This window comes from Streptococcus sp. CCH5-D3, from assembly GCF_001556435.1.
Taxonomy (GTDB): Bacteria; Bacillota; Bacilli; order Lactobacillales; family Streptococcaceae; genus Streptococcus.
Genome location: NZ_LSIW01000060.1, coordinates 135297 through 153959, shown reverse-complemented (window position 1 = coordinate 153959; position 18663 = coordinate 135297). Strand labels below are relative to the sequence as shown.

The following is an 18663-nucleotide window of genomic DNA, read 5'->3' as shown; positions in this document are numbered from 1 at the left end:
CGAGTCCTACTGGCGGAGTATAATTCTCATTGCTAGACCTAGGTCTAGCTTTTTTGTTGTTAAGTTATTTACTTGTTAAAAGTTTAAATTTCAGATATGATAATACTATATTTTAAATTGAGAGGTATTATTATGTCAAATTTTGCATCTGCTTTTACACCTATTTCTGTTTCTTCGGCTAAGGAGAATATTGATACAGCTGAAAAATTTATTTTATTTATTGGACGTCCTTCTTGTCCATATTGTCAACTTTTTGAACCTAAATTATCAAATGTGGCACGTAATTCAAATCTTACTATTTTCTATATTAATAGCGAAAATAGTGAAGAATTAGAAGATATTCAAGCTTTACGTAAAAGATATGGTATTGCTACAGTTCCTGCTCTCTTTGTTTCAGAAAATGGAGCTGCTAAGGTTGTATGTGACTCTTCTCTTTCTGAGGATGATATTTTAGATTTTATTTCTTAGTCTTTTTGGAGGTTCTTATGTTTATTTGTAAACACGAGGTCCAGTATTATGAAACAGATCGAATGGGTATTACTCATCATTCTAATTATGTTCGATGGATGGAAGAGGCGAGAACTTTTTTTCTAAGAGAGATTGGTTGGCCTTATGAAAAAATAGAAGAGGAGGGAATTATCTCTCCTGTTACTTCAATTTCCTGTGACTATAAAGCTACTTCTACTTTTGCAGATGTAATTTCTATTGAGATTAATGTTAAAAGAGTTAAATCTGCTAAACTTACTTTTGTATACAATATGGTAAACCAAGACGGAATCCTTGTTTGTACAGCTGTTTCTGAACATAGTTTCTTGTCTAAGGACGGTGGTTTTGTCAATCTTAAAAGAGATCATTCGTCATTTTTTAATCTTTTAAAAGAGCATTCAGTTATGCAATAAAAAAGAAGAAAATCAATTTGATTTTCTTCTTTTATTCGGCAAGGAGTTTTTGATAAATAGCTAAATTTTCATCATCAAATACGTTAAATATTACTTTTTTTATTATATTTGACTCGTCAATAAAGGTTTTGACTGTTTGAATGGCGATTTTGGCAGCTTCTTGTTTTGGAAAATTGAAATCTCCAGTTGATAGACATGGTATAGCAATTGATTCAATGTTATTTTTCTCAGCTAGTGCTAATACTGAAAGATAACTTTTTGCTAAAAGATCTTCATCAATTTGTGTCGGTTGGTCTACTATTTTTGGACCTACTGTATGAATGACAAAGGCAGAAGGAAGATTGTAAGCTGGTGTGATTTTAGCCATGCCAACGGGTTCTTCATATCCTTGTTCTAAGATGAGCTCGAAACAAGCTTGGCGTAATTGAACACCTGCGTATGTATGAATAGCGTTATCTACACAATCATGAAGTGGTTTCATACATCCAAGTAAGGTTTTATTAGCTGCATTTACGATTGCATCTACTTCGAGTCTTGTAATATCACCTTTCCAGAGGTAGATTCGATCATCTTGTGGAATGGGCTGGAGCGAACTGAGTTGTACAAATCCTCTTTCCCCTTTTCTAACTTGTAGGTAAAGGTCTTGGATTGTTAAGAATTGTGTTGATGCTGCCATTGGTTTACGTGTATTAAAGAGTGCTCTGAGAAGTTTTTGTTTTTCCTCGAGTTCTTCTGGGATAATCAAATCATGTAGTTCTAGATTTTCTTTTTTGAGTTCACCTATGAGATAGGTAATCATTGCATCTTTATCCATATTTACTCATTTCTATTTTTATAGTTTTTTATTATTATACTCCCAAGACTGACTGTGGGCAAGTGATGTCTATGATAGGTAATGACTAATATTTGATAAGAATTTTTTATGTATGTGTCAAATTCTTGCAATAGCCTTTAGAATCATATAGAATAGGTCTACAAAAGTTTTATAATGTCTAGGAGGATGATTAAATGACACAAGTAGTAACAGATGCTTCATTTGAACAAGAAACAGCTGAAGGCCTCGTTTTGATTGATTTTTGGGCAACTTGGTGTGGGCCTTGCTTGATGCAAGCACCAATTCTTGAGCAACTTTCTGAAGAAATTTCAGAAGATGAACTTAAGATTGTTAAAATTGATGTTGATGAGAACCCAGAAACAGCTCAGAAGTTTGGAATTATGTCTATTCCAACTTTACTCTTCAAAAAAGATGGTGAGGTTGTTAAGCAAGTAGCAGGTGTACATACAAAAGAACAAATTAAAGCTATCGTTGCCGAGCTTAGCTAACTAATCGTCACAGTCCCGTTTGGGGATTTTTACTTTTAGTTTATTCAAACGACGAGGAGAATCATATGTCTTATTCATTTCAAAATCCTAGTGATGAGGTTATAGAATCTTATTTAAAATCTGCAAAGACGATTGCAATTGTTGGTTTATCTCATCGCAAGGAGGCAGCATCTTATCAGGTTGCTCATTTTCTACAAGCTGCTGGTTATCGTATTATACCAGTAAATCCCAAACTAGAAGGTCAGGAGCTTCTAGGAGAGCATGTTTATGCTCATCTTAAAGATATCCCATTTTCGATTGATATTGTTGATGTATTTAGACGAAGTGAGCTTTTACCAGATGTTGCCTATGATTTTCTTGAAACGGATGCAACAGTTTTTTGGAGTCAAATTGGTCTTGAGAATGAGGAGGCTGAGACTATTCTTCGTCAAGCGAATAGACAGGATATTGTAATGAATCGTTGTACAAAGAGAGAATATATGCGACTCTTTGTTTAATAAAATGAAAAGGTGAGTGAGCTATGCTCGCTCGTTTTTGTTATAATAGAGCTATGATTGAAATTTTTGATACGCATACCCATCTTAATGTGGATAATTTTGCAGGAAAAGAACAAGAAGAAATAGATTTTGCAGCTGAACTAGGTGTTGTTAAAATAAATATTGTTGGTTTTGATAAACCAACAATAAATAAATCTTTAGCACTATCAGAGAGATATGATCAATTATATAGTACGATTGGATGGCATCCTACGGAAGCGGGGTCCTATTCTCAGGAAATTGAGGATATGATTGTATCACAATTAGATAATCCGAAAGTAGTGGCACTTGGGGAAATCGGTTTGGATTATTATTGGATGGAGGATCCTAAAGAAACTCAGATTGATGTCTTTAAGCGTCAAATATTTTTGTCAAAGGAACACAATTTACCTTTTGTTGTCCATACACGTGATGCACTTGAGGATACTTACGCTATTATTAAAGAAGTTGGTGTCGGTCCTCGTGGGGGGATTATGCACTCATACTCAGGATCCCTAGAAATGGCTCAAAAATTTGTTGATCTTGGAATGATGATTTCGTTTTCAGGTGTTGTAACTTTTAAGAAGGCTTTGGATGTCCAAGAAGCTGCTCAGAAGTTACCTTTAGATAAGATTCTGGTTGAAACGGATGCACCGTATTTGGCACCCGTTCCCAAACGTGGTCGCGAGAATCGTACAGGCTATACGCGTTACGTAGTAGATAAGATTGCTGAGCTTCGTGGTTTAACAAGTGCAGAGGTTGCTAGGGCTACCTATGATAATGCGATGAGGATTTTTGGGCTGGATGAATAAAATAAAAATTCAAGAAGTCATCGTGGTAGAAGGTAAGGATGATACGGCAAATTTGAGACGTTTTTATGAGGTGGATACCTATGAGACTAGAGGCTCTGCTATCAATGAAGACGACTTAGAGCGTATTGATAAGCTTAATGACTTACGCGGAGTGATTGTTTTTACTGATCCAGACTATAATGGTGAACGTATCCGTAAAATCATCATGGAAGCTGTTCCGACAGCAAAGCATGCTTTTTTAAACCGTGGGGAAGCAACACCAAAATCTAAGACTAAAGGTCGTTCATTGGGTGTTGAGCATGCGAGTTTTGAGGATCTTCAAAAGGCCTTATCTGGAGTTCTAGGTAGTTACGATGATGATAATCAGTTTGATATTAGTAAATCAAATCTTATGAAGTTAGGACTACTAATGGGAGCAGATAGTCGAAAGCGTCGAGAATATTTGGGCGAGGCGCTTCGTATTGGTTATTGCAATGGAAAGCAGCTTCTAAAACGTTTGGAATTGTTTGGAATTACTCTAGAGGAGCTAGAAGAGGCTATGTCAAATTATTAGACTACCAGTAATCTTAAAATCAAATCGCTATTAAGTAGTTTATTATAGAGGTTGGGATAATTAAGAATTTGGACTTGTTTTGTGTCCAAATATAAAAATCGTGAAATTAATAAGAAAAGAGAATAAATGAGAATTGCAGATTATAGCGTGACCAAGGCTGTCCTTGAGCGCCATGGCTTTACCTTTAAGAAGTCTTTCGGACAGAACTTCTTAACAGATACAAATATTTTACAAAAAATAGTTGATACGGCAGAGATTGATAAAAATGTCAATGTGATTGAAATTGGACCTGGTATCGGAGCATTAACAGAATTCTTGGCTGAAAATGCTGCGGAAGTTATGGCTTTTGAAATTGATGATCGATTGGTTCCGATTTTGGAGGATACATTACGTGATCATGATAATGTTAACGTGATTAATGAAGATGTTCTCAAGGCAGATTTACAGACACGGGTAAAAGAATTTAAAAATCCAGAACTACCAATTAAGGTCGTAGCCAATTTGCCATATTATATTACGACGCCAATCTTGATGCATTTGATTGAGAGTAAGATTCCTTTTGCAGAATTTGTCGTTATGATGCAAAAAGAAGTCGCTGACCGCATTTCTGCAGAGCCTAATAGCAAGGCTTATGGTTCTCTATCAATTGCCGTTCAGTATTATATGACTGCTAAAGTGGCATTCATTGTCCCTCGTACAGTCTTTGTACCAGCCCCTAATGTTGACTCAGCCATTTTGAAGATGACGCGTCGTGAACAACCGTTGGTTGAAGTTAAAGATGAGGATTTCCTTTTCCGAGTGGCTAAGGCTAGCTTTGTCCATCGTCGTAAGACATTGTGGAATAATTTAACAAATCATTTTGGTAAATCTGAAGAAGTAAAATCCAAACTTGAGAAGGCTTTGGAAATTGCAGATATAAAACCTTCTATTCGTGGAGAGGCTTTATCTATTTCTGATTTTGCATACTTATCAGATGCTTTGAGAGAAGCAGGCCTATAATTCAAAAATCCCACTGAATCTCAGTGGGATTTTTAGCTATGCGGAGAAAGGGATTTGAACCCTCACGCTTGAAAAAGCACATGCGCCTGAAGCATGCGTGTCTGCCATTCCACCACCTCCTCAGATGATATGCCTATTATACTTCAATCTATTGAAAATGCAAGGAGGTCCATGGGAAATGGAAGATCAGTTTTTTTGTTCCAGAAAAGCTTTCTAATTTGTGATATAATAGGGCTATTAAACGAATGAGGAGTTCACTTGCAAGGAAGAATTATCAAAGCACTGGCAGGTTTCTATTATGTAGAGCATGATGGTGTTGTATACCAGACGCGTGCACGAGGAAATTTTAGAAAAAAAGGACAAACACCTTATGTTGGAGATTTTGTTGAATTTTCAGCAGAGGAAAATTCAGAAGGTTATATCCTAAAAATTGGTCAACGAATCAATAGTTTAGTGCGTCCACCCATTGTCAATATAGATCAGGCTGTGGTTATTATGTCTGCTAAGGAACCGGATTTTAACAGTAATCTTTTGGACCGTTTTTTGGTTTTACTAGAGCATAAAAATATAAAGCCTGTAATCTATATTTCTAAGATGGACTTGGTTGAAGATGATTCAGAAATGAAAGCCATTCAAAAACAGTATCAAAAAATTGGTTTTGATTTTATCTTCAGTTTGGAAGAACTATTGCCGCTCTTGACTGATAAAATAACAGTCTTTATGGGACAGACGGGTGTTGGAAAATCAACCTTGTTGAACCGTATTGCCCCAGAGTTGAAGTTGGAAACAGGTGAGATTTCAGACAGTCTAGGTCGTGGACGTCATACTACAAGGGCTGTAAGTCTTTATGACGTTCATGGTGGGAAGATTGCTGACACACCAGGATTCTCTTCGCTAGATTATGAAGTGGATAATGCAGAGGACTTGAGTGAAGCTTTTCCGGAAATCCGTCAAGCTAGTCATGGCTGTAAATTCCGTTCTTGTACTCATACCCATGAGCCTTCTTGTGCTGTTAAGGATGAGGTTGAAAATGGCCAAATCTGGCAAGTCCGTTATGATAATTACCTTCAATTCTTAAGTGAAATTGAAAATCGTCGTGAAACATATAAAAAAACTGTAAAAAGAAAGTAGGTCTCTCATGTCATATAAAATTGCTCCTTCTATCCTAGCTGCTGATTACGCTAATTTTGCTTCAGAACTAGCTCGTATTGATGCATCAGGTGCGGAATATGTTCACATTGATATTATGGATGGTCAATTTGTTCCTAATATCAGTTGGGGAGCAGATGTGGTTGCTAGCATGCGTAAACACAGCAAGTTAGTTTTTGACTGCCACCTTATGGTTGTTAATCCTGAGCGTTATGTGGATGCCTATGCACAAGCTGGTGCAGATATCATGACCATTCATGTTGAAGCCACTAAGCATATCCATGGTGCCCTCCAGAAAATCAAAGCTGCTGGTATGAAAGCAGGTGTTGTGATTAATCCTGGAACCCCAGTTGAGGCACTTATTCCTGTACTTGATTTAGTGGATCAAGTACTTATCATGACTGTAAATCCAGGTTTTGGTGGTCAGGCGTTCATTCCAGAAATGATGTCTAAAGTAGAGCGTGTTGTGGAGCTTCGTGAAAAAGGTGGCTATTCATTCGATATTGAAGTTGATGGTGGTGTAGATAACAACACTATTGCAGCATGTGCCAAGGCGGGGGCTAATGTTTTTGTAGCGGGCTCTTACCTCTTCAAAAATCCTGATTTGACAGCGCAAGTTCAAACGCTTCGTGATGCTATCGATGCCTAAAATAGCTTTATTTGTCGGTGGTGAGCTAGAGTGGTTCACTACCGATTTTGATTATTTTGTTGGGGTGGATCGCGCATGCTTACGTTTGTTGGAGTTAGGTTTACCTATTGATTTGGCTGTCGGAGACTTTGATTCAGTATCTCGGTCAGAGTTAAAGATGATTCAATCAGCTGCCAAAGATTGTATGATTGCTCCAGCTGAAAAGGATGATACGGATACAGAGTTAGCCTTAAAAATTATATTTCAGTTATATCCTGAGGCGGAAGTAACTATTTTCGGTGCTTTTGGTGGCAGAATTGATCATATGTTATCAAATATATTTTTGGTCAGCGATCCTGAATTAGCTCCTTTTATGAGGCGTATCTGTTTGCGAGATAAGCAAAATAAGATTACTTATTATCCAGAAGGAAGTCATAAAGTTTTACCAGAACCCGGAATGACATATGTTTCTTTTTTACATGAAGGTGATGGAGAACTGACGATTTTGGGAGCAAAATACGAATTAACTAGTATGAATTATTTCCAGAAGAAAATCTATTCTAGCAATGAATTCGTTGATGGTCCGATTCAAGTGCTTGTGCCAAATGGATATGTGATTGTCATCCAGACTAAAGATAGGAGTTAGTATGATCTATCTACTTTCACTTTTAACTTTATTAAGCTTGGGGATTCTTATTGTTCTTTTCTTGAAGAATATGGAGTTAAAAGAACAGATTAATAAGAGTTTGGAAGAAAATGCAGATAATCTTTCAGATCAAGTTTCGTTTCAATTGGAAAGTTTTGCTAAGACAAACCAACTGGAAACAACAAAGCAATTGAATCAATTGCAGATGGAACTATATCAACAGTTGACAGATATCCGAGAGGTTTTACATCAAAATTTGTCTGATAATCGAGACCGTTCTGACCAACGTCTTGAGCAAATAAACCAAAGCTTAACCAAAGCTGTTAAAGATATGCAGGATTCCAATGAGAAACGTTTGGAACAAATGCGTCAGACAGTTGAAGAGAAACTTGAGCAAACCTTACAAACACGTTTACAAGCCTCTTTTGAGACGGTTTCAAGACAATTAGAGTCGGTTAACCAGGGCTTGGGGGAAATGAAAAATGTAGCCAAGGATGTTGGAAGTCTTAACAAGGTCCTTTCAAATACAAAAACACGAGGTATTTTGGGAGAGCTTCAATTAGGGCAAATTATTGAAGACATATTGACTGTTAATCAGTACGAGCGAGAATTTCCTACGGTATCAGGTTCAAGTGAACGAGTTGAATATGCAATCAAAATGCCAGGAAACCATAAAGATGAATATATCTACCTTCCCATTGATTCTAAGTTTCCTTTGGAAGATTACTATCGTCTGGAAGATGCTTATGAGTCTGGTAATAAAGAGGAGATTGAGAATCACCGTAAGTCACTTCTGACTAGTATTAAGCGATTTGCAAAGAATATTAACAAGAAGTATCTTAACCCACCTGAAACTACAAATTTTGGTATATTATTTTTACCGACGGAAGGACTTTATGCTGAGGTAGTACGTCAACCGGCCTTCTTTGACGCCCTTCGTCGCGAGGAGAATATTGTTATCGCAGGTCCGTCAACCTTATCAGCACTCTTGAATTCATTGTCTGTAGGATTTAGAACTTTGAATATTCAAAAGAATGCGGATGATATTAGTAAGATTTTAGGCAACGTCAAACTAGAGTTTGGCAGGTTTGGAGATATGTTAGCTAAAGCTCAGAAACAATTGAATACAGCAAGTAAAACCGTCGATAGTCTTCTTAACACAAGGAGTAGGGCAATTGTTAGAGCTCTTGATACAATTGAAACCTATCAAGACAGTGCGACACAAAGTTTGTTGGATTTACCACGATTAGAAAACGAGGACAAGCATGAAGATTAATCAAATGAAAAAAGACGAGTATTTTGAAGGTTTTTATCTGATTAAGCGTGCAGAGGTACGTAAGACAAGAGCAGGAAAGGATTACATTGCCTTTACATTCCAGGATGATACTGGAGAGATTTCAGGCAACCTATGGGATGCTCAACCTTATAATGTCGAAGAATTTACCGCAGGTAAAGTAGTGCATATGGAGGGACGTCGAGAGGTTTATAATAATACTCCTCAGGTAAACCAAATTACCTTACGCTTGCCTACATTTGGTGAGCCAAATGATCCAGCTGATTTCAAAGAGAAACCACCAGTAAATCCTTCCGAAGTACGCGAATACCTAGAGCAAATGATTTTCAAGATTGAGGAAGCAACTTGGCAGCGTGTTGTTCGTGCCCTTTATCGAAAGTATAATAAAGAGTTTTTCACTTTTCCAGCTGCTAAAACAAATCATCATGCCTTTGAAAGTGGACTAGCCTATCATACAGCTACTATGGTTCGCTTAGCGGACAGCATTGGAGATATTTATCCAGAGCTCAATAAGAGTCTACTCTTTGCCGGAATTATGCTTCATGATTTAGCTAAGGTTATTGAACTTACTGGTCCTGAAAATACTGAGTATACGGTTCGTGGAAACTTGATTGGTCATATTGCTTTGATTGATGAAGAAATCACTAAGGTGCTCATGGAGCTCAATATTGATGATACGCGTGAGGATGTCGTTGTTTTGCGTCATGTTATTCTCAGCCACCACGGACAACTAGAGTATGGTAGCCCAGTGCGACCTCGTATTATGGAAGCAGAAATTATTCATATGATTGATAATCTTGATGCCAGTATGATGATGATGACGACAGCCCTTAACCTAGTAGGTCCAGGAGAAATGACAAATCGTCTCTTTGCTATGGATAATCGTTCTTTCTACAAGCCAAAATTTGATTAAAATCGAAATTAAGCGAGCATTTCATATGAAAATGTTCGTTTTTTGCTGTATTATGGTATAATAGTTAAAAAGTACAGAAAATATAGGTAACATATGAAATTAAAACGAAGTGAGCGCATGGTAGTGATTTCAAACTACCTGATTAATAATCCTTATCAATTGACAAGCCTCAACACCTTTGCAGAACGTTATGAAGCTGCAAAGTCTTCAATCTCAGAAGATGTTGCTATCATTAAAAAAGCTTTTGAGGAAAGTCAAATAGGAGAAATCGAAACAGTAACGGGTGCATCTGGTGGCGTTATGTTTACACCAACTATTTCTGATGAAGATGCAAGAAGTCTGGTTGAAGATCTTTGTAAACGTCTTTCCGAGAGTGATCGTATCTTACCAGGTGGTTATCTCTACCTATCTGATTTACTGAGTACACCGTCTATTTTGAAAAATGTTGGTCGTATCATTGCCAGTGCCTTTAAAGGGCAAAAAATTGATGCCGTTATGACAGTTGCAACTAAAGGAGTTCCTTTAGCAAATGCAGTAGCAGATGTCTTGAACATTCCATTTGTTATCGTTCGTCGTGACTTGAAAATTACAGAAGGTTCAACCGTATCGGTAAACTATGTTAGTGGTTCAAGTGATCGTATTGAAAAGATGTTCCTTTCAAAACGTAGTTTGAAACCAAATAGCCGCGTCCTTATTGTTGATGATTTTCTTAAAGGTGGTGGTACCATTACGGGTATGATTAGCTTGCTTTCAGAATTTGATAGTGAGTTAGTAGGTGTAGCTGTATTCGCAGAAAATGCTAAAGGTGACCGTGATATCCATGAATATAAATCCCTACTTACTGTTTCTGACATTGATGTAAAAGCACAGAAGGTAGAAGTTGAAGTCGGTAATATTTTTGACAAATAATTAATCTACGATAGTATTCCTAATTTAACGATTAGGAATTTTTCTTTTTAACAAGAAAGTCTTGACAATAATTATCAAAAAATGATACTATATTAGACGGTACTTTTTACTTTTGGTCTCTCAAAAGTGTACAGAGACGTGCTGACATAAGTTGCAAAAGTACACACAGATATGGGCTGTCACCAAGTGCCATATCAACCAAAAATAAAAAAACACAGGAGAATGTAGATGCCTACAATTAACCAATTGGTTCGTAAACCACGTCAATCAAAAGTTGTAAAATCTAAATCACCAGCTTTGAACGTTGGTTACAACAGCCACAAAAAAGTTCAAACTAACGTATCTTCACCACAAAAACGTGGTGTTGCAACACGTGTTGGAACAATGACACCTAAGAAACCTAACTCAGCCCTTCGTAAATTCGCTCGTGTACGTTTGAGCAACCTTATCGAAGTTACTGCTTACATCCCAGGTATCGGACACAACCTCCAAGAACACAGCGTTGTTCTTATCCGTGGTGGACGTGTAAAAGACCTTCCAGGGGTACGTTACCACATCGTCCGTGGTGCACTTGATACTGCAGGTGTAGCTGATCGTAAACAAAGCCGTTCTAAATACGGTGCTAAACGTCCTAAAGGATAAGAAGGGAGATAAGATAAAATGAGTCGTAAAAATAGAGCGCCTAAACGCGAAGTATTGGCAGATCCATTGTACAATTCAAAAATCGTTACACGTCTTATCAACCGTGTAATGCTTGACGGTAAACGTGGTACTGCTGCAACAATCGTATACGATGCTTTCGAGCAAATCAAAGAAGCAACTGGAAACGATGCTCTTGAAGTATTTGAAACAGCTATGGACAACATCATGCCTGTACTTGAAGTACGTGCACGTCGTGTCGGTGGTTCAAACTACCAAGTCCCAGTTGAAGTTCGTCCAGAACGTCGTACAACTCTTGGTCTTCGTTGGTTGGTTAACGCATCACGTGCGCGTGGTGAACACACTATGAAAGATCGTCTTGCAAAAGAAATCATGGATGCTGCAAACAACACTGGTGCATCAGTTAAGAAACGTGAAGATACTCACAAAATGGCTGAAGCAAACCGTGCCTTTGCACACTTCCGCTGGTAATCATAAGTTTCAAGCTGAATTACAGTCATATATTCATAAGCTAAGATTATGGATTTGTAATAGGCTGACTCTGAATTCAAATAATATTATTCATATCATTTGAAAACCAGTTAAATATTAGTGAAAAAACGGGTAGGTCCTGCCTATCCGTTTTTTGACAATAATGTTATAATAAATAAGTAAACTAAAATATTTATAGGAGAATAAACCTAATGGCACGCGAATTTTCACTTGCAAAAACTCGTAATATCGGTATCATGGCCCACGTCGATGCCGGTAAAACAACTACAACAGAGCGTATCCTTTACTACACTGGTAAAATCCACAAAATCGGTGAAACTCACGAAGGTGCATCACAAATGGACTGGATGGAGCAAGAACAAGAGCGTGGTATCACAATCACATCTGCCGCTACAACAGCACAATGGGATGGTCACCGCGTTAACATCATCGATACACCAGGACACGTGGACTTCACAATCGAAGTACAACGTTCACTCCGTGTATTGGATGGTGCCGTAACCGTTCTTGACTCACAATCAGGTGTAGAACCTCAAACTGAAACAGTTTGGCGTCAAGCAACTGAGTATGGTGTTCCACGTATCGTATTTGCCAACAAAATGGATAAAATCGGTGCAGACTTCCTTTACTCAGTAAGCACACTTCACGATCGTCTTCAAGCAAACGCACACCCAATCCAATTGCCAATCGGTGCTGAAGATGATTTCCGTGGTATCATTGACTTGATTAAAATGAAAGCTGAAATCTATACTAATGACCTTGGTACAGATATTCTTGAAGAAGATATTCCAGCTGATTACGTTGATCAAGCAAACGAATACCGTGAAAAATTGATCGAAGCAGTTGCTGAAACTGACGAAGATTTGATGATGAAATACCTTGAAGGTGAAGAAATCACTAACGAGGAATTGAAAGCAGCTATCCGTCGTGCAACAATCAACGTTGAATTCTTCCCAGTTCTTTGTGGTTCTGCCTTCAAGAACAAAGGTGTTCAATTGATGCTTGATGCGGTTATCGATTACCTTCCAAGCCCACTTGATATCCCTGCAATCAAAGGTATCAACCCAGATACAGACGAAGAAGAAACTCGTCCAGCATCTGATGATGAGCCATTTGCAGCTCTTGCCTTCAAGATTATGACTGACCCATTTGTAGGTCGTTTGACATTTATCCGTGTTTACTCAGGTATCCTTCAATCAGGTTCATATGTAATGAACACATCTAAAGGTAAACGTGAACGTATCGGACGTATCCTTCAAATGCACGCTAACAGCCGTCAAGAAATTGAACAAGTATACGCTGGTGATATCGCTGCTGCTATCGGTTTGAAAGATACTACAACTGGTGACTCATTGACTGATGAAAAAGCTAAAGTTATTCTTGAGTCAATCGAAGTTCCAGAACCAGTTATCCAATTGATGGTTGAGCCTAAGACTAAAGCTGACCAAGATAAGATGGGTATCGGTCTTCAAAAACTTGCTGAAGAAGATCCAACATTCCGTGTTGAAACTAACCCTGAAACTGGTGAAACAGTTATCTCTGGTATGGGTGAACTTCACCTTGATGTCCTTGTTGACCGTTTGAAACGTGAACACAAAGTTGAAGCAAACGTTGGTGCTCCACAAGTATCTTACCGTGAAACATTCCGTGCTGGAACACAAGCACGTGGATTCTTCAAACGTCAATCTGGTGGTAAAGGTCAGTTTGGTGATGTTTGGATTGAATTTACTCCAAACGAAGAAGGTAAAGGATTCGAATTCGAAAATGCTATCGTCGGTGGTGTGGTTCCACGTGAATTCATCCCTGCAGTAGAAAAAGGATTGGAAGAATCTATGGCTAACGGTGTCCTTGCTGGATACCCAATGGTTGACATCAAAGCTAAGCTTTACGATGGTTCATACCACGATGTCGATTCATCTGAAACTGCCTTCAAGATCGCTGCGTCTCTTGCACTTAAAGAAGCTGCTAAGACTGCACAACCAACTATCCTTGAACCAATGATGCTTGTAACAATCACTGTTCCTGAAGAAAACCTTGGTGATGTTATGGGTCACGTTACAGCTCGTCGTGGACGTGTTGATGGTATGGAAGCACACGGTAACAGCCAAATCGTTCGTGCATATGTTCCACTTGCTGAAATGTTCGGTTATGCAACAACACTTCGTTCTGCAACTCAAGGTCGTGGTACATTCATGATGGTATTTGACCACTATGAAGATGTTCCTAAATCAGTTCAAGAAGAAATCATCAAGAAAAATTCTGGTGAAGCTTAATTAGAACTTATAAAGTTAAGGTACTTATGAAAGTAAGTGCCTTTTCTATTTGCAATTTTTTGAAAAAAATTATATAATATGACTGTTGAAAGGTTGAATTGAAAGCGTTCAAGTTAATCTTTTCACAATAGGGAGAGCTTGCTCTCAAAATTATATTTATTTGATTTTCATAAGGAGGAAATCACTAATGGTAGTTAAAGTTGGTATTAACGGTTTCGGTCGTATCGGTCGTCTTGCTTTCCGTCGTATCCAAAACGTAGAAGGTGTTGAAGTTACACGCATCAACGACCTTACAGATCCAGTTATGCTTGCACACTTGTTGAAATACGACACAACTCAAGGTCGTTTCGACGGTACTGTTGAAGTTAAAGATGGTGGATTTGAAGTTAACGGTAAATTCGTTAAAGTTTCTGCTGAACGTGACCCAGAACAAATTGACTGGGCTAACGACGGTGTAGAAATCGTTCTTGAAGCAACTGGTTTCTTTGCTACTAAAGCAGCTGCTGAAAAACACTTGCATGCTGGTGGTGCTAAGAAAGTTGTTATCACTGCTCCTGGTGGATCAGATGTTAAAACAGTCGTATTTAACACTAACCACGATATTCTTGATGGTACTGAAACAGTTATCTCAGGTGCTTCATGTACTACAAACTGTTTGGCTCCAATGGCTAAAGCTCTTCATGACAACTTCGGTATCGTTGAAGGTTTGATGACTACTATCCACGGTTACACTGGTGACCAAATGGTTCTTGACGGACCACACCGTAAAGGTGACCTTCGCCGTGCTCGTGCTGCTGCAGCTAACATCGTTCCTAACTCAACTGGTGCTGCTAAAGCAATCGGTTTGGTTATCCCTGAATTGAACGGTAAATTGGACGGAGCTGCTCAACGTGTTCCTGTTCCAACTGGTTCAGTAACTGAATTGGTAGCAGTTCTTGACAAGAACGTTACTGTTGATGAAGTAAACGCAGCTATGAAAGAAGCTTCTAACGAATCATACGGATACACTGAAGATCCAATCGTATCTTCTGATATCGTAGGTATGTCATTCGGTTCATTGTTTGACGCAACTCAAACTAAAGTTCTTGACGTTGACGGTAAACAATTGGTTAAAGTTGTTTCATGGTATGACAACGAAATGTCTTACACTTCACAACTTGTTCGTACTCTTGAATACTTCGCAAAAATTGCTAAATAATTCAATTGTATAAAAAGAAGAGCTTCGGCTCTTTTTTTATTTCTCAAAATAATAAAACAGCCGTATAAATTGGCTGTTATAATCTCAGTAGTATTGTGATTTATGAATAAGCTAGAAGGCATTCCAAATAAGTAGAAAGAGCATGACACAACCCCAGGCGTTTTTATTATGTTTTTGTATGGCTAGCATACCATAAATAAGTATAAAAACGGTAAGTGATTCAAATAGGGTATAGATATCAAAACCAATAATTCCATGGATAAGGAGGCAAAAAATCGCACAAGTTATTGCCCCACTATCTAACCAAGTGTAAGGAGATGGAAAACGTATGCGTATCTTTTCAGCGATGACTACATAGTTAAATCCTTCCCAGAATCCCCAAATAAGACAGATGAATAGGTATGCCAGGATATTACTAGGAAATGATTGTCTCATTACTTCTTTTGTTAATTGTATTGATTGAAGAGGTAGATAGGAATGAATCTGATGAGTAAGTCCTTTAAATATGATAAGTGGTAAGGCTATAAGAGGAGATTGAAAAAGGGTGGTAACTAGATTTTTGGTGATTAATCCAAAGTGTCTGAAAGATTCTTTACGATAAAGCATAACAGTACCGGTTCCCAAGCCTGCAATGGTAAATTGACAACTAGCTAATAAGATTAATCGAAGCCATAGCGGTACTGAGGTTTGGGTAGTGTAGGAAAAAAGAGTTGCTTTAAAAGTAAGAAAGAGGAGAAGAGGAACAAGGGTAAGAATGAGGATTACATTTAGATCATAGTCAGCTTGTTTCTGACTCTCGTTTAGTTGTTTTTTCATAGCTTTTCTACCTTTCTATTTTGATTATATGATAAATGTATTATACTGACAATAAGCTAGAAATCCTTCTGATTTTGCTATCTCTTTTATGCATTTTGTGATATAATGAAAACGTATTAAAAAATTAAGGAGTCTGATCAAATGGCTAAATTGACTGTTAAAGATGTTGACTTGAAAGGGAAAAAAGTTCTCGTTCGTGTTGACTTCAACGTACCTGTAAAAGATGGTGTGATCACTAACGATAACCGTATCACTGCTGCTCTTCCAACTATCAAGTACATTCTTGAACAAGGTGGACGCGCAATCCTCTTCTCTCACCTTGGACGTGTAAAAGAAGAAGCTGATAAGGAAGGTAAATCACTTGCTCCTGTAGCTGCTGACTTGGCTACTAAATTGGGTCAAGACGTTAAATTTATCCCAGGCGTTACACGTGGTGCTGAATTGGAAGCAGCTGTCAACGCTCTTGAAGATGGACAAGTTCTCTTGGTTGAAAACACTCGTTTTGAAGATGTTGATGGCAAGAAAGAATCTAAAAATGATCCTGAACTTGGTAAATACTGGGCATCACTTGGAGATGGTATCTTCGTAAACGATGCATTCGGTACAGCTCACCGTGCACACGCATCTAACGTTGGTATCTCAGCAAACGTTGATAAAGCTGTTGCTGGTTTCCTTCTTGAAAACGAAATTGCTTACATCAAAGAAGCAGTTGAAACTCCAGAACGTCCATTCGTAGCTATCCTTGGTGGTTCTAAAGTATCTGATAAGATTGGTGTTATCGAAAACCTTCTTGCAAAAGCTGATAAAGTTCTTATCGGTGGTGGTATGACTTACACATTCTACAAAGCACAAGGTATCGAAATCGGTAACTCACTTGTAGAAGAAGATAAACTTGATGTTGCTAAAGCTCTTCTTGAAAAATCAAATGGTAAATTGATCTTGCCAGTTGACTCAAAAGAAGCTAATGCATTTGCTGACTACACTGAAGTGAAAGACACTGAAGGTGAAGCAGTAGACCCAGGTTTCCTTGGTTTGGATATTGGTCCTAAATCAATTGCTGAATTCGATAAAGCCTTGACTGGTGCGAAAACAGTTGTATGGAATGGTCCTATGGGTGTATTTGAAAACCCTGACTTCCAAGCTGGTACAATCGGTGTGATGGACGCTATCGTGAAACAACCAGGCGTTAAATCAATCATCGGTGGTGGTGACTCAGCTGCTGCTGCGATCAACCTTGGACGTGCAGATAAATTCTCATGGATCTCTACTGGTGGTGGTGCTTCTATGGAACTTCTTGAAGGTAAAGAACTTCCAGGATTGGCTGCACTTACTGATAAATAAGTCTATTAGGATGAAAAGAGTTGGGGAACCAACTCTTTTTTGTGTTATCTCATTGCGTATTTGTTTGATAGAGGCTAAAACTATTATTGGGAAGTAAATTTCTCTCAAAAAATTGCGATTATTAGTTTGAACTTTGCGGCATAATACTGTAGAAGTAGCCAAAAGTTTCATAATCATGTTAAAATAGTAAAATGGGATTGAAATTTGAACCGAAAAAATTTAAATTTGGTATGCGTACACTTAAGACGGGGATTGCTGTCTTTCTAGTTTTAGGTCTTTTTTCTGCTTTAGGCTGGGAAGGGCTTCAGATTGGTTGTTTGACAGCAGTCTTTAGTCTTCGAGAAAACTTTGATAGAAGTATTCAGTTTGGTAAATCACGTATTTTTGCGAATACGGTTGGAGGGCTTTTGTCGCTATTATTTTATTTTGTGAATATGTGGTTTAATCATTCAGTTTGGGTGACTTTGCTATTGGTTCCAATTTTGACCATGCTGACGATTGTCATTAATGTGTCTTTTAATAATGCATCTGGTGTTATTGGAGGGGTGGCTGCACTTCTGATTATTACCTTGTCTATTCCACCTGATAATACCTTCACTTATGTTATTGCTCGAGTCTTTGAAACTTTCTGTGGAGTCTTTATAGCAATCCTTGTCAATTATGATTATGATTGGTTACTTAAACACTTAAAATAAGAATGATAGGGTTCTATTGAACTCTATTTTTTATGTTTTTTTGATAAAATCCTTAAATTAGAGCGAATACACAATATAATGTTCGGGAATTGCTCATTGTGTAAGAAAAAGTAACATAAACTGTTGACATGTAGAAATATTCAGAATATAATTGTTAGGAAAGGAGGATGATCATGGCAAGAGAGAAAGAATTAAGGCGTTCTCTAGCTGTTTTTCCGATTGGAACAGTTATGAAATTGACGGATTTAACTGCTCGTCAAATTCGTTACTATGAAGATCAAGGTTTAATTCAACCTGAACGTACAGCTGGAAATCGTCGTATGTACTCATTAAATGATATGGATCGTTTATTGGAAATCAAAGATTTTTTGGATGATGGTTACAATATTGCAGCGATTAAGCATGAGTACGAAGAGCGTGAAGTTCGTGCCCAACAAAAACAAGCGGCTTTAACAGATGCGGACGTTCGACGTATCTTGCATGATGAACTCCTTCAGCAAGGCCGTTTTACGACCCCGTCACAACAATTTGGTAACTTGCGTATCTAA

The 18663-nt window shown here is 37.9% G+C and carries 22 protein-coding genes and 1 tRNA gene; 20 read left to right on the top strand and 3 right to left on the bottom strand.

Annotation, left to right across the window (positions count from 1 at the left end; genetic code table 11):
* Positions 1–132: 132 nt before the first annotated feature.
* Both traF and AX662_RS04410 read left to right on the top strand, forming a co-directional pair.
* Complete coding sequence (gene traF / locus AX662_RS04415) at positions 133–468, top strand: conjugal transfer protein TraF (RefSeq protein WP_060971720.1); 336 nt, start codon at positions 133–135, stop codon at positions 466–468.
* 17 nt (positions 469–485) lie between these two features.
* A complete protein-coding gene (locus AX662_RS04410) occupies positions 486–899 on the top strand; it encodes an acyl-CoA thioesterase (protein ID WP_060971719.1) in 414 nt (137 codons plus the stop codon).
* Positions 900–930: 31 nt separating this feature from the next.
* Here AX662_RS04410 and AX662_RS04405 read toward each other — a convergent pair whose 3' ends face one another.
* Positions 931–1713 (bottom strand): protein-ADP-ribose hydrolase, encoded by a 783-nt coding sequence (locus AX662_RS04405; protein ID WP_060971718.1) that lies wholly within the window; start codon positions 1711–1713, stop codon positions 931–933.
* Positions 1714–1907: 194 nt separating this feature from the next.
* On the opposite strand from AX662_RS04405, the gene trxA reads away from it, so the two are divergent.
* The 5 genes from trxA to rsmA all read left to right on the top strand — a co-directional run bounded on the left by trxA (position 1908) and on the right by rsmA (position 5101).
* The gene (gene trxA, locus AX662_RS04400) at positions 1908–2222 is read left to right on the top strand and encodes a thioredoxin (RefSeq protein WP_037599064.1); all 315 of its coding nucleotides are present in this window, start codon (positions 1908–1910) and stop codon (positions 2220–2222) included.
* Positions 2223–2287: 65 nt separating this feature from the next.
* The gene (locus AX662_RS04395) at positions 2288–2719 is read left to right on the top strand and encodes a CoA-binding protein (protein WP_002891932.1); all 432 of its coding nucleotides are present in this window, start codon (positions 2288–2290) and stop codon (positions 2717–2719) included.
* Positions 2720–2772: 53 nt separating this feature from the next.
* Entirely contained in the window at positions 2773–3549 is a 777-nt protein-coding gene (locus tag AX662_RS04390) for a TatD family hydrolase (RefSeq protein ID WP_060971727.1), read from the top strand.
* Positions 3542–4102, top strand: a complete 561-nt coding sequence (gene rnmV, locus AX662_RS04385) for a ribonuclease M5 (protein ID WP_021143590.1) — start codon at positions 3542–3544, stop codon at positions 4100–4102. The genes AX662_RS04390 and rnmV overlap by 8 nt, the downstream gene beginning before the upstream one ends.
* A gap of 126 nt (positions 4103–4228) precedes the next feature.
* A complete protein-coding gene (rsmA, locus tag AX662_RS04380; protein ID WP_060971717.1) occupies positions 4229–5101 on the top strand; it encodes a 16S rRNA (adenine(1518)-N(6)/adenine(1519)-N(6))-dimethyltransferase RsmA in 873 nt (290 codons plus the stop codon).
* A 39-nt stretch (positions 5102–5140) separates the two neighbouring features.
* Here the strand turns inward: rsmA and AX662_RS04375 are convergent.
* Positions 5141–5221: transfer RNA gene (locus AX662_RS04375), tRNA-Leu, on the bottom strand.
* A 138-nt stretch (positions 5222–5359) separates the two neighbouring features.
* Between AX662_RS04375 and rsgA the strand changes: the two genes are divergently transcribed.
* From rsgA to gap, 10 genes are all read left to right on the top strand, one after another.
* Complete coding sequence (gene rsgA / locus AX662_RS04370; protein WP_014635071.1) at positions 5360–6232, top strand: ribosome small subunit-dependent GTPase A; 873 nt, start codon at positions 5360–5362, stop codon at positions 6230–6232.
* Positions 6233–6239: 7 nt separating this feature from the next.
* Entirely contained in the window at positions 6240–6899 is a 660-nt protein-coding gene (rpe, locus tag AX662_RS04365) for a ribulose-phosphate 3-epimerase (RefSeq protein ID WP_014635070.1), read from the top strand.
* Complete coding sequence (locus AX662_RS04360) at positions 6892–7524, top strand: thiamine diphosphokinase (RefSeq protein ID WP_060971716.1); 633 nt, start codon at positions 6892–6894, stop codon at positions 7522–7524. Before rpe ends, AX662_RS04360 begins: the two co-directional genes overlap by 8 nt.
* 1 nt (position 7525) lies before the next feature.
* The gene (locus tag AX662_RS04355) at positions 7526–8800 is read left to right on the top strand and encodes a DNA recombination protein RmuC (protein ID WP_060971715.1); all 1275 of its coding nucleotides are present in this window, start codon (positions 7526–7528) and stop codon (positions 8798–8800) included.
* Entirely contained in the window at positions 8790–9731 is a 942-nt protein-coding gene (locus AX662_RS04350) for a 3'-5' exoribonuclease YhaM family protein (RefSeq protein WP_002884679.1), read from the top strand. Before AX662_RS04355 ends, AX662_RS04350 begins: the two co-directional genes overlap by 11 nt.
* 93 nt (positions 9732–9824) lie before the next feature.
* Positions 9825–10640 (top strand): pur operon repressor, encoded by an 816-nt coding sequence (gene purR / locus AX662_RS04345; RefSeq protein ID WP_002891918.1) that lies wholly within the window; start codon positions 9825–9827, stop codon positions 10638–10640.
* Positions 10641–10868: 228 nt separating this feature from the next.
* Positions 10869–11282, top strand: a complete 414-nt coding sequence (rpsL, locus tag AX662_RS04340) for a 30S ribosomal protein S12 (RefSeq protein ID WP_002884809.1) — start codon at positions 10869–10871, stop codon at positions 11280–11282.
* Positions 11283–11300: 18 nt separating this feature from the next.
* On the top strand, positions 11301–11771 hold the full coding sequence (gene rpsG, locus AX662_RS04335) for a 30S ribosomal protein S7 (protein ID WP_002884746.1): 471 nt from the start codon (positions 11301–11303) through the stop codon (positions 11769–11771).
* Between the two features lie 212 nt (positions 11772–11983).
* Complete coding sequence (gene fusA / locus AX662_RS04330; protein ID WP_002884537.1) at positions 11984–14065, top strand: elongation factor G; 2082 nt, start codon at positions 11984–11986, stop codon at positions 14063–14065.
* A 187-nt stretch (positions 14066–14252) separates the two neighbouring features.
* Positions 14253–15263 (top strand): type I glyceraldehyde-3-phosphate dehydrogenase, encoded by a 1011-nt coding sequence (gap, locus tag AX662_RS04325; RefSeq protein ID WP_014635067.1) that lies wholly within the window; start codon positions 14253–14255, stop codon positions 15261–15263.
* A gap of 111 nt (positions 15264–15374) precedes the next feature.
* Here gap and AX662_RS04320 read toward each other — a convergent pair whose 3' ends face one another.
* The gene (locus AX662_RS04320) at positions 15375–16079 is read right to left on the bottom strand and encodes a hypothetical protein (RefSeq protein ID WP_060971714.1); all 705 of its coding nucleotides are present in this window, start codon (positions 16077–16079) and stop codon (positions 15375–15377) included.
* A gap of 141 nt (positions 16080–16220) precedes the next feature.
* Here AX662_RS04320 and AX662_RS04315 point away from each other — a divergent pair, with 141 nt between their 5' ends.
* The 3 genes from AX662_RS04315 to AX662_RS04305 all read left to right on the top strand — a co-directional run bounded on the left by AX662_RS04315 (position 16221) and on the right by AX662_RS04305 (position 18663).
* Positions 16221–17420 carry a phosphoglycerate kinase gene (locus tag AX662_RS04315; RefSeq protein ID WP_060971713.1) on the top strand — a complete coding sequence of 400 codons (1200 nt, stop codon included), beginning with the start codon at positions 16221–16223 and terminating at the stop codon, positions 17418–17420.
* A 191-nt stretch (positions 17421–17611) separates the two neighbouring features.
* Positions 17612–18115, top strand: a complete 504-nt coding sequence (locus tag AX662_RS04310; protein ID WP_002884568.1) for an FUSC family protein — start codon at positions 17612–17614, stop codon at positions 18113–18115.
* Positions 18116–18288: 173 nt separating this feature from the next.
* Positions 18289–18663 carry a MerR family transcriptional regulator gene (locus tag AX662_RS04305; RefSeq protein ID WP_004183576.1) on the top strand — a complete coding sequence of 125 codons (375 nt, stop codon included), beginning with the start codon at positions 18289–18291 and terminating at the stop codon, positions 18661–18663.